Source organism: Streptomyces sp. WAC05292, from assembly GCF_003949955.1.
GTDB lineage: Bacteria > Actinomycetota > Actinomycetes > Streptomycetales > Streptomycetaceae > Streptomyces > Streptomyces globosus.
The window spans coordinates 1-9,737 of the sequence record NZ_RPSE01000234.1; the positions used below are offsets into that span (position 1 = coordinate 1).

Below are 9,737 nucleotides of genomic sequence, written 5' to 3' on the forward strand. Positions count from 1 at the left end.
CGGACGAACCCGGCCCGCCCGGCGCCCGGCACCGCGGCGGCGGCCGCCGGGCCCGCCCCGGCGCCCTCCGGGCCGTCCCGCAGGAACAGCACCAGCGGGACGAGCACCACCAGGCCCGCGGCCGCGCCGCCCGCGCTGCTGGACCGGCTGGAGGCGCTCGTCGGCGATCTCCTGTGCGGAGACCGGCAGGACCAGCGCGCCCTTCTTCGGGTACAGCCGGAGCAGCCCTTCCGCCTGGAGGCGCAGCAGCGCCTCCCGCACCGGGGTGCGGGAGACGCCCACGGCGGTGGCTAGGCCGCCCTCGGTGAGCAGGGTGCCGCCCTCGTACCGGCGGTCCAGGACGTGCTCCTTGACGTGCCGGTAGACGCGGTCGGCGGCCGACGCGGCGACGGGCGCGGAGGCGGGCGCGGCGACCGGCGCGGCGACCGGCGCGGTGGCCGGGGCGGGGGCGGGCATGCGCACAGCATAGATACATGTGCCATACATGCGTATGGCGTTCCACGATGCGGACGAGAACGGGCCCGCTCCGCTGCATCGAAGGATGTACCTCCGCTTCCTCCACCTGCACGAGGTACGGGGCCGGGCGCGCCGGGACGCTTGAGCCATGGCACACACCACCACCCTTCCCGGGAGCCGTGTGACCGCGACCCGGCTTCCGCTGCTGGACGTCCTGCGCGGCGCCGCCATCCTCGGCACGCTCATGACCAACGTCTGGATCTTCGCCGCGCCCGGCTCCGAGTGGGGCGTGCTCCAAGGCGGTCTGGACGTCCCCGATCCGCTCGCGGACCCCTCGGCCGCGAACATCGCCCAGTCCGTGTTCCGCTTCCTGGCCGACGGCAAGTTCCTCGCCCTCCTGACCGTCCTGTTCGGCGTGGGGCTGGCCATCCAGTACGACTCCGCCGCGCGCCGCGGCGAGCCGTGGCCGGGCCGGTACCCGCGGCGGGCGGCGTTCCTGTTCCTGGAGGGCACGGTCCACTTCGTGCTCGTCTTCGCCTGGGACGTGCTGATGGGGTACGCCGTCACCGCGCTGCTGACGGCCTGGCTGCTGGCCCGATCCGAGCGGGTGCGGAACGCGGTGATGTGGACGGCGGGCGGCCTGCACCTCCTCCTCGTCGGCCTGCTGACCCTCGCCCTCGCGGCCTCCCCCGACGGAGAGGACCGCCGGCCCGACCCGGAGGCCGTCGCCCTGTACGCCGACGGCGGCTGGGCCGACCAGGTCCGCTTCCGCCTCGACAACGCCCTCGCCTTGCGCATCGAGCCCGTCGCCACCTTCGGCCTGCTCGTCTTCCTCTTCCTGCTGGGCGTGCGCCTCTACCGGGCGGGCGCGTTCGCGGCCACCGACGCCGGGCGGCGCATCCGCGGCCGGATGGCCCGCTGGGGCCTCGGGGCGGGCCTGCCGCTCGGTGCGGCCGCCTGGCTCGGCGGGGACGACTTCTTCTTCCTCGGGCGCTACGCCGTCGCGCCGCTCGTCGCGGTCGGCTACATCGGCCTCATCGGCTGGGCCCTCGACCGCTTCACCGTCCCCGGGGCGGGCGCGCTGGGCGCGATCGGCCGGACGGCGCTGTCCGCGTACGTCGGCCAGAACGTGCTGTGCATGCTGGTCTGCTACGGCTTCGGACTGGGCCTCGCCGGCCGGCTCGCCGGGAGCGGGCCCTGGTGGGTGATCGGACTGTGGGCGGCGGTGTCGGCGGCGCTGGCCGCCGGGTCCGTGCTGTGGCTGCGGCGCTTCGAGCGGGGCCCGCTGGAGGCGGTGCAGCACCGGCTGATCGGCCGGCGCCGGGCCTGACCCCCGCCGTCCCCGAGCGGACGGGGCCCTCGTACGGCCGGACGGGCGCCGTCCGCTCAGGCGGGGCCGATCACCCGCCCCTCGTGCCAGCCCGCCCCGTCCCGCCAGTAGTGCTGGAGGAGGCGGTCGGTGCGCAGGACGACGGCCTCCAGGTTGAAGCCGAAGCTGCCCTGGAGCATCCCGGTGACGGCCTGCACGCCGTGCCCGAAGACGGCGCTGCGGCTCCAGGCGGACCCGGCGGCGGCGCTGCGCCGCCAGTGCTCGACGCGGCCGCCGGCGACGGCGACGCACAGCTCGTACGTACCGGCGGTGTCCTCGTCGGCGGCCCCGTCCTGCCCCTCGATCATGCAGGGGGCGGAGGCGGCGCCGCTGCCGAAGACCTCGCCGGGCCGCCAGGTGAAGCCGTGCGGGTCGTCGCGCCACCACCGCTGCATCCGGCCGTCGGTGCGCGCGGCGACCAGGTCCAGGCAGCGGCTGCGGGTCTGGACGAGGGCGGGCCCGCAGTGGGCGATGCCGGAGGCGAAACGGCCGCCGTCGTTCCACGTCCAGGGGGCTCCGTTGATCCGCCACCAGTGGTTCAGGCGGCCGTCGGCGGTGCGGACGACGACCTCGAAGTTGCCGGGCTTGCCGTAGTCGCTCTGGATGAGCGCCGGGGTGGAGCCGACCGCGGCGTCGCCGGGGCCGAACGCGCCGCCGTCGCGCCAGGACCCGGCGGACTGCTCGAAGTACCAGTGGCGCAGCCGGCCGCCGGTCGTCACGTGCAGGGTCTCCATGTTGCGGTTGTAGGTGGAGCCGGTGAAGGCGGGCTGCCCGGAGGCGTCCCCCGCGAAGAGGGCGGCGCGGGCCCAGGGGAAGGGGGCGTCGCCCTCGCGCCACCAGTGCCGCAGGCGGCCGCCCCCGGCGGTGGCGACCATCTCGAAGTTGCGGTGGGCGCGCCCGTTGCCGCTCTCGTAGACGTTGCCGGAGTGCAGCCGGCGCCTGGACCACGGGTCGACGTCGGTGCCGGTCAGCCCGCACTTGGCCCAGTGGTCGACACCGGACTCCCCGTACGCGATCCGGCCGTACCCGCCGACGTGGTGGTGCGGCCCCCACGAGTTCTTGAACAGCCAGCAGCCCGCGGCGTCGTCGTAGCCGACGACCAGGACGCAGTGCCCGCCGGCGGGGCGGCCGCCGGTGCGGTGGTAGACGCCCGCGCCGAGCGCGGGGAAGTCGTCGTCCGCGTCGAGGCAGGCGGTGAGCGGGCCGACGGTGTCGAGCCAGACCTTCTGCTGCTCGACGTCGCCGAGGCGGACGTACCCGCCGATGCGGACGGTCCGGCCCGACCGGTCCCAACCGGGCGTGTACTCGGCGCGCCAGCCGGCCTGCCGGTCGGCGGGAACGGACGGCGGGGGCGGGGAGTACGGCCAGCAGTCCGGGTCGGCGATGCCGCCGTTCTCCCGGATCCAGTCGAGGGCCGTCTCCGGGCCGCAGCCCTGCCCGCAGGCGAGGCGCAGCCCGTCGTGGACGTCGCCCGGGGAGCGCTCCGCCCACACGCAGTGCTCGATCCGGGCCATCGACTCGACCAGGCCGGCCGCGCCGAACGCCCCGCAGGAGCTGCACGGGGACTGGTCCTTGACCTTCGTCAGCCACGGCCGGCCCCAGCGGCCGCGCCAGTCGACCGCGGCCGGCCGCGCCCCGGGCAGCGGGCCGCGGCCGGGGCCGGGACCGGGGCCGAGCAGGCCGTGCGCGGCGCGGCGCCGGGTCAGGTGCGGGTTGGCGCTCGGCCGGCCGGCGAAGGCGCGCAGGTCGACGGTGCCGGCCTCGGCGGCGGTCGTCGGCTCCACCTTGGGATCCAGGCCGAGCGGCGGCCGCGGCAGCAGCTCTCCGTCCGCGAGGTGCTCCAGCACCGTCCAGCGGGCCCCGAGCGAGGCGAGCCTCGCCCGCAGCTCCCCCGCGGTGCGGGCGGACCCGTTCGACTGCTCCGGCATGGCGGCCCCCCGGCTGCTGCGCTGCATACAAGACCCGGGAGCGTCCCCCCGCGGCCGGGGCGGAGCCCGTACAGGGCGCAGGGGACGGCCAGGAGGAACACGGCGCAGGCCGCCTCGAAGGCGAAGGCGTACCCGCCGGTCGCGGCCTGCGGGTCGCCGGCGGCGAGCAGGGCGGCGGTGCGGGCCTCCGCGGCGGAGGTGGTCAGCGCGAGACTGGCGGTGGGGCCGGCGAGGATCGCCGTGTTGACGACCGCCCCGGCCAGGGCGGACTGCCCGTCCGGGACGGTGCCGACGGCGCCGACGACGGCCGCGGAGACGAGGGTGCCGCTGCCGGCCGCGAGGACCGCCAGCCCGGCGAGGACCGCGGCCTCGGAGCCCGTACGCAGCCCCGCCCCGCCGATCAGGAACAGCCCGGCGGCGATCGCCGCGAGCCCGCCCGCCGCGACGGTGCGCACCCCGAGGCGGGCGACGGTGCGCCCCGCGGCGAAGCCGACGCCGACCAGCACCGCGCTGTACGGGACGAACGCGAGGGCGTTCTGCAGCCCGGACCAGCCGCGCTCCTGCTGGAACCACAGCGCGAGGAGGAAGGCGGTGCTCGCGCCGATCGCCGGTCCGAGCATCGCGCACACCAGGGCCGTCGCCCTGCGGCGGGAGGCGAGGAAGCCCGGCGGCAGCAGGGGGGCCGGCGACCGCCGCCCGGCGGCGGCGAACGCGGCGAGCAGCACCGACCCGAGCGCGAGCGGGCCGAGGACGGCGGCGGCGGTCCAGCCGTGCGGGCCGGCCATGACGAGGCCGTATCCGAGGGAGCACAGGGCGAGCGTGCCGAGGACGGCGCCCGGCAGGTCCGGGGGGACCCGTATGGGCGCGGCCCCGGCCGGCAGGAAGCGCGGCGCGAGGACCAGGGCCGCGGCGGCGACGGCCCCCAGCACGCCGAAGCTCCAGCGCCAGCCCGGCCAGGAGGTGAGGAGCCCGCTGAGGACGATCCCGGCGGCGGCGCCCAGGCTGCTCAGCAGTCCCCAGCGGGCCAGGGCCGCGGAGCGCGCCGGGCCCTCGGGGTGGACGGCCCGCAGCAGGGCCATGGCGGCGGGGGCGGCCATGGCGGCGCCGCAGCCCTGGAGGAAGCGGGCCCCGAGGACGAACGGCGCGGCGGGCGCGAGGGCCGCGGCCAGCGAGGCGGCGGCGAACAGGGCGGTGCCCCGGCAGAACAGGCGGCGCGGGCCGGCCCGGTCGGCGAGGCGGCCGCCGAACAGGAGGAGCCCACTGAAGGCGAGCCCGTAGGCGGAGCTGTCGAGGACCAGGTCGATGCGGCCGAGGCCGAGCTCCCGCGCCATGGCCGGCCCGGCGGCGAAGGTCACCGACACCGAGGCGTTGAGCAGCAGTTGCACACAGGCCAGCAGCGCGAACGGCACCCGGCCGGTCCGCCGCGGCGCGGGCACGGGCTGCGGGGGATGGTCCATGCCGCGAGTCTCGCAGCGGCCGGCGGGGGCGGCGCCGGGCCGCCGGTCAGTGCGTCAGGTCGGCCAGGCGGCCAGGCGGCGTGCGGGGCGTGGCCCGGGGGGCGCGGTGCGTGCGGGCCCGCGCCCCCCGGCGGGCCGGGTGGGCCCGTACTCCGGCCGTCAGGACTCCTTGGGCAGCAGGACGACGCGGCTGCCGTGGAGTTCGCCGTCCTCGATGCGCCGGTGGGTGCGGGCGGCCTCGGACAGCGGGACGCGCTCGACGGACCGCGCGCGCAGCCTGCCGCTGCCCATCAGGCGGTTGATCGCGACGGCGGCCTCGGCGAGTTCGGCGGTGGTGGCGTGGGAGATGACGAAGCCGACGACGGAGCCGTCCTTCATGTAGAGCGGTCCGGCGGGGAGGACGGGCTGCGAGCGGGCGCCGGCGAGGAGCACGATGCGGCCGCGCGGGGCGAGCACCTCGACGGCGGCGGCCAGGTCGTTCCGCCCGGAGGTGTCGATGTGGACGTCGATCCCGGCGGGGCTGCACTCGCGGATGCGGGCGGCGAGGTCCGGGTCGCGGTAGTCGAGCACCTCGGCCGCGCCCAGGGACCGGCAGTGGTCCGCGTCGCGGGCGGCGGCGGTGGCGACGACCCGCGCGCCGGCCTCCACGGCCATGGTCACCAGGGCGCTGCCGACGTTCCCCCCGGCCCCGGCGACGAGGACGGTCTCGCCGGGGCGCACCCGGCCGTGGGTGAACAGCGCCAGGTAGGCGGTGCCCGCGGGGTGCACGACGGCCACGGCCTCGGCGGCGTCGACGCCGGGCGGAAGGTGGTAGAGCCGGTCGACGGGGACGACGACCTGCTCGGCGGCGGCGCCCTGGCGTCCGCCGTGGCCCAGGCTGTTGCACCAGACGCGGTCGCCGGGTGCGAATCCGGGGGCGCCGGGTCCCGCGGAGACGACGGTGCCGACGAGGTCGCGGCTCACGGCGAACGGGAAGTCGACGGGAGTGCGGAAGAGCCCCGACCGCACGAAGGTGTCGACCGGGTTGACGGAGACCGCCTCGACGTCGACGAGGACGTCGGTCGGGCCCGGCACGGGCGGGTCCATCTCGCCGTAGCGGATGTTCTCGGCGGGGCCAAGTTCCTGGATGAAGGCTGCACGCATGGCCCGATCCTCGCAAGACCGGCGGAAGCAGCGGCACTGCCCGGAGGCGGCTTCGTCAACTCCTCGCAGGTGCCCGCCTTCAACCCCGAGCGTCCAAAAAGCTGATCGCCGATGTAATGAGCGCGCGGGCGTCCGGCCCGTAGGATGCAGCCCGTTTCAAATTGGCAAAAGCCTTCATGTACAGCGCCACATCGCTCGGCTGCGTTTCCCTGATGGCCGCCGACAAGGTCTCCACGTGAACCCGCTCACGGTCAAATATGGTGAATGTCTCCAGCGGCCACGCCGGTCGGGGTGCCGTGAACGGGATGATTCCCAGCGAAATCGAGGGCAGCGCCATCACGGACAGCAGGTGCCCCAGCTGGGCAGCCATCACCTCCGCGCCGCCAATCCTGTACCGCAGGACCGCTTCCTCGACCAGGACAGCGAATCGGTGATCACCTTCACGGATTACACGCGATCTCTTGATCCGCGCACTCACGGCTTCTTCCACGTCGTCCGGCGTTCCGCGAAATCTGGCGATCGAGGTCAGCAGAGCCGTCGCATATTCCGGGGTTTGAAAGAACCCAGGAACGACGTTGGAACAGTACACGTGAAACTGCCGGGTCTGCTCGTAGAGGGGTACACCCGACTCTTGCAGCTGCCGCAGTCCGGTCCGCTGGAGACGCTTCCACTGGACGTACATGGAATCCGCTTGCCGGTTGGAGGCGATCAAGTCTTCGGCAAGCTCCGGGACGCCGCACGCCGCGCACCAGGACCTTATATCCGCATCGCCGGGTGGCGTCTTGGCATGCTCGATCCGGGACGACTTCGACTCGCTCCACCCACACCGGGCAGCCAACTCACGGGCTGTGATGCCTGCGTCGAGCCTGATTTCCCGCAGCCGAGCGGCGACGGCCTCTCTGGCTGCCTGGGCTTTCGACGAAGGGGATGGCATGAATTGACTGTCCGGTCGACTCAGATCACGTATTCGCTGTGCGGGGTTGCCCGCTGCCAGATTTCCTCGAATGCACTGCCGCAGAGCTCCAGGGTGACGGCATCGGTTCTCAATTCATCCATGACGTGCCGACCGTCCCCGGCGAAGTGGTGGAAACGGATCAGCTCCCCGTCGAACAACCAGAAGTCATTGGCAGGGATCAGGAAACCCGTCGCCCTGTCACGCGGCAGCCAGCGTACGTCTTCACCGGCAATGATGTTGGCGCGCGTGGCGTAGTGTTCCCACCGGATGTACTCGCTGACGGGCTCCGAGACCACGCGGGCGCGGCGCACTACCACCCCGCGGGCGACGGCCTCCGCGATGCTTTGGTGGAACGGATGGAACCAGGAGTCACGATCGTCCCAGTCGACACGTTCCCCGCGCTGCCATGCTTCCAGCCGAGGGTTGGTCCCGTAGTCGTCCCGTAGTTCCAAATGCACCGCGGACCTCCGGGCATTGGCCAGCAGCTCACTGAACGGCGGAACGCTCGACGGCATCGCACGCTTCCCTGATCGTCGGCACCAGGCGGGCCGGAATCCGGATGACTTCCTCACTGTCAGGGATCGGGCCCGTGGCCGGGCTGCTCGCCTCACAGGCCGCGCGGAGTGCGGGGTCTGCCTTCCATCCCTGCAACACCAGTTCTCCCGCCTCCGCGTCAGCCCAGACGGTGGGGCAGTGCTCAAGGTCGGTGTTCGGGTCGATCCCAACGAACCGTAGCGCCATGACGGCCTCTCTCCGGATGTGGTTTGCCTGAACTTGCATCGCCATCCTCACGATGCCGCGCAGACAGTCAAGACCGCCCTGCGGCGAAGTGGCGTGCAAGCGCATGCAAGTTGGTGGAGAGGAGTTCTCCGTGCCCTCTAGCGTCTGGTCATCACGGCAAGACCGCGAAACCCCCGACCATTTGAGCGAAGGAGCACGGGATGCCCAAGCACGGCGGCGGTGCCGGAAGCGGCCAGGGCGGCAGCCAGCAGGACGACAGCAGCAGCGGGGCCAGGCACGGCGGGGGCGGCTCGGACGAGGGCGGCAACACGTCGGACGGCTCCGGTCCCACCACGGGCAAGTAGGCACGGTGACCACACGCACTGAAGAGGTGGGCCCTTCCGGGCTCGCCTCCGCGCTCATCACTTCGGGTGCTCTGCGGCACGACTGGCTGCCCGCCTTCGGAGCAGTCCCGAGGGACATGTTCGTTCCCGACCGCATCTGGCCCGGTATCGAGGACGGAACCCGGCAGAACCCCGTGGTGGACCGCATGAAGGATCCGGAAGGCTGGTTCAGGGCGGTGTACTCCGACATCCCGCTGACCACTCAGTGGGACGACGGCAGCCACACCGGGGACGGGCTCGGCCACACGCCGTCCAGCTCCAGTTCCCGGCCTCACATGGTGTTTTCGATGCTGAAGGATCTCGACGTGAGGGACGGGCACAGGGTCCTGGAGATCGGTACCGGGACCGGGTGGAACGCGGGACTTCTCGCTCACCGGCTCGGTGAGGGGAACGTCGTCTCCGTCGAGTGCGACCCAGTCGTCGCCGAGGGGGCCGGTGAGAACCTGCGAACCGCCGGGCTGTCCCCGCGCCTGGTCGTGGGCGACGGTCGGAAGGGGCACCTGCCGGGAGCTCCGTACGACCGCGTCATCGCGACGTGCTCGGTCCGGGAGGTGCCCCGGGCCTGGGTGGAGCAGACAACGACGGGCGGGGTGATCGTGACGCCGTGGGGAACGCTGTACGGCGGTGAGGCGATCGCCCGACTGACGGTGCAGGGTGGAACGGCCAGCGGGCGGTTCACGCGCTCCAGTGCTTTCATGCGTCTGCGGCAGCAGCGGGCGGACCGGCCCCCGCACGGTGCCTACCTCAACGGCCGGCCGTGGCCCGCGGACGGTTCCAGGGGCACGACCGACCTGTCACCCGCCGACGTGGGCGGGTGGGTGGAACAGTTCGCCGTCGGGCTCCAGATGGCCGGCGCCTTCTGGGCTGTGGAGCGCTACGAGGACGGCGCCTACACACTGTGGACCTACAGCACCGACACGCTGTCGTGGGCGTCCGCCGACTACGTGCCGGGGGCCGACTCCTTCGAAGTGGTGCAGTCCGGCCCGCGACGGCTGTGGGACGAGACGGAAGCCGCCCACCTCTGGTGGGAGGGCCAGGGGCGACCAGGGTTCGACCGGTTCGGACTGACCGTGGACGGCGACGGGCAGCGGGCCTGGCTGGACTCCCCTGACCACCCTGTCCCCTCAGCGGGCTGACCAGGCCGCGCGCCCCGCCTGTGCTCCGGCCCCTGGCGCATGTACCGGGCACTGCCCCGACGCGGCTTCGTCAACTCGCCGCAGGGGTCGGCCGGTACGGGTGCGGGCGTGCCGAAGGGCCGCCCCACCCCCGCGGGCGGCCCTTCGGGGAGAGGGGGGTGGGGAGCAG

At 73.9% G+C, this 9,737-nt stretch carries 9 protein-coding genes and 1 pseudogene; 3 read left to right on the forward strand and 7 right to left on the reverse strand.

The features are described from left to right. Nucleotides 1-456, reverse strand: a 456-nt coding sequence (locus EF903_RS21800; protein ID WP_148142552.1) for a GntR family transcriptional regulator, incomplete at its 3' end; no start/stop codon positions are given. A 148-nt stretch (nt 457-604) separates the two neighbouring features. Here EF903_RS21800 and EF903_RS21805 point away from each other — a divergent pair. Next, complete coding sequence (locus EF903_RS21805) at nt 605-1,786, forward strand: DUF418 domain-containing protein (protein ID WP_125545699.1); 1,182 nt, start codon at nt 605-607, stop codon at nt 1,784-1,786. A 56-nt stretch (nt 1,787-1,842) separates the two neighbouring features. Here the strand turns inward: EF903_RS21805 and EF903_RS21810 are convergent, their stop codons facing one another. The 6 genes and pseudogenes from EF903_RS21810 to EF903_RS21835 all read right to left on the reverse strand — a co-directional run bounded on the left by EF903_RS21810 (nt 1,843) and on the right by EF903_RS21835 (nt 8,049). Continuing rightward, a complete protein-coding gene (locus EF903_RS21810; RefSeq protein ID WP_125545701.1) occupies nt 1,843-3,753 on the reverse strand; it encodes a C1 family peptidase in 1,911 nt (636 codons plus the stop codon). Between the two features lie 236 nt (nt 3,754-3,989). Beyond that, nucleotides 3,990-5,210 (reverse strand): annotated as a pseudogene (locus EF903_RS35380) (MFS transporter); the annotation flags it as partial. 159 nt (nt 5,211-5,369) lie between these two features. Beyond that, nucleotides 5,370-6,353, reverse strand: a complete 984-nt coding sequence (locus tag EF903_RS21820; protein ID WP_125545705.1) for an NADPH:quinone reductase — start codon at nt 6,351-6,353, stop codon at nt 5,370-5,372. A 79-nt stretch (nt 6,354-6,432) separates the two neighbouring features. Then, entirely contained in the window at nt 6,433-7,287 is an 855-nt protein-coding gene (locus EF903_RS21825; RefSeq protein ID WP_125545707.1) for a helix-turn-helix transcriptional regulator, read from the reverse strand. A gap of 20 nt (nt 7,288-7,307) precedes the next feature. After that, complete coding sequence (locus tag EF903_RS21830; protein ID WP_125545708.1) at nt 7,308-7,823, reverse strand: DUF6879 family protein; 516 nt, start codon at nt 7,821-7,823, stop codon at nt 7,308-7,310. Continuing rightward, nucleotides 7,795-8,049: a hypothetical protein gene (locus tag EF903_RS21835; protein WP_125545710.1), complete on the reverse strand. Its 255-nt coding sequence runs from the start codon at nt 8,047-8,049 to the stop codon at nt 7,795-7,797. The genes EF903_RS21830 and EF903_RS21835 overlap by 29 nt, the downstream gene beginning before the upstream one ends. A gap of 200 nt (nt 8,050-8,249) precedes the next feature. Here EF903_RS21835 and EF903_RS34220 point away from each other — a divergent pair, with 200 nt between their 5' ends. After that, nucleotides 8,250-8,393 carry a hypothetical protein gene (locus tag EF903_RS34220; RefSeq protein WP_185902759.1) on the forward strand — a complete coding sequence of 48 codons (144 nt, stop codon included), beginning with the start codon at nt 8,250-8,252 and terminating at the stop codon, nt 8,391-8,393. Nucleotides 8,394-8,398: 5 nt separating this feature from the next. Then, entirely contained in the window at nt 8,399-9,568 is a 1,170-nt protein-coding gene (locus tag EF903_RS21840) for a methyltransferase domain-containing protein (protein ID WP_185902760.1), read from the forward strand. Nucleotides 9,569-9,737: the final 169 nt, after the last annotated feature.

Bases quoted from the DNA above. Each gene is read 5' to 3' on its own strand.
- EF903_RS21830 (WP_125545708.1), bottom strand. From the start codon at position 7,823: ATGCCGTCGAGCGTTCCGCCGTTCAGTGAGCTGCTGGCCAATGCCCGG.
- EF903_RS21805 (WP_125545699.1), top strand. From the start codon at position 605: ATGGCACACACCACCACCCTTCCCGGGAGCCGTGTGACCGCGACCCGG.
- EF903_RS21835 (WP_125545710.1), bottom strand. From the start codon at position 8,049: ATGGCGCTACGGTTCGTTGGGATCGACCCGAACACCGACCTTGAGCAC.
- EF903_RS21820 (WP_125545705.1), bottom strand. From the start codon at position 6,353: ATGCGTGCAGCCTTCATCCAGGAACTTGGCCCCGCCGAGAACATCCGC.
- EF903_RS21825 (WP_125545707.1), bottom strand. From the start codon at position 7,287: ATGCCATCCCCTTCGTCGAAAGCCCAGGCAGCCAGAGAGGCCGTCGCC.
- EF903_RS21810 (WP_125545701.1), bottom strand. From the start codon at position 3,753: ATGCCGGAGCAGTCGAACGGGTCCGCCCGCACCGCGGGGGAGCTGCGG.
- EF903_RS34220 (WP_185902759.1), top strand. From the start codon at position 8,250: ATGCCCAAGCACGGCGGCGGTGCCGGAAGCGGCCAGGGCGGCAGCCAG.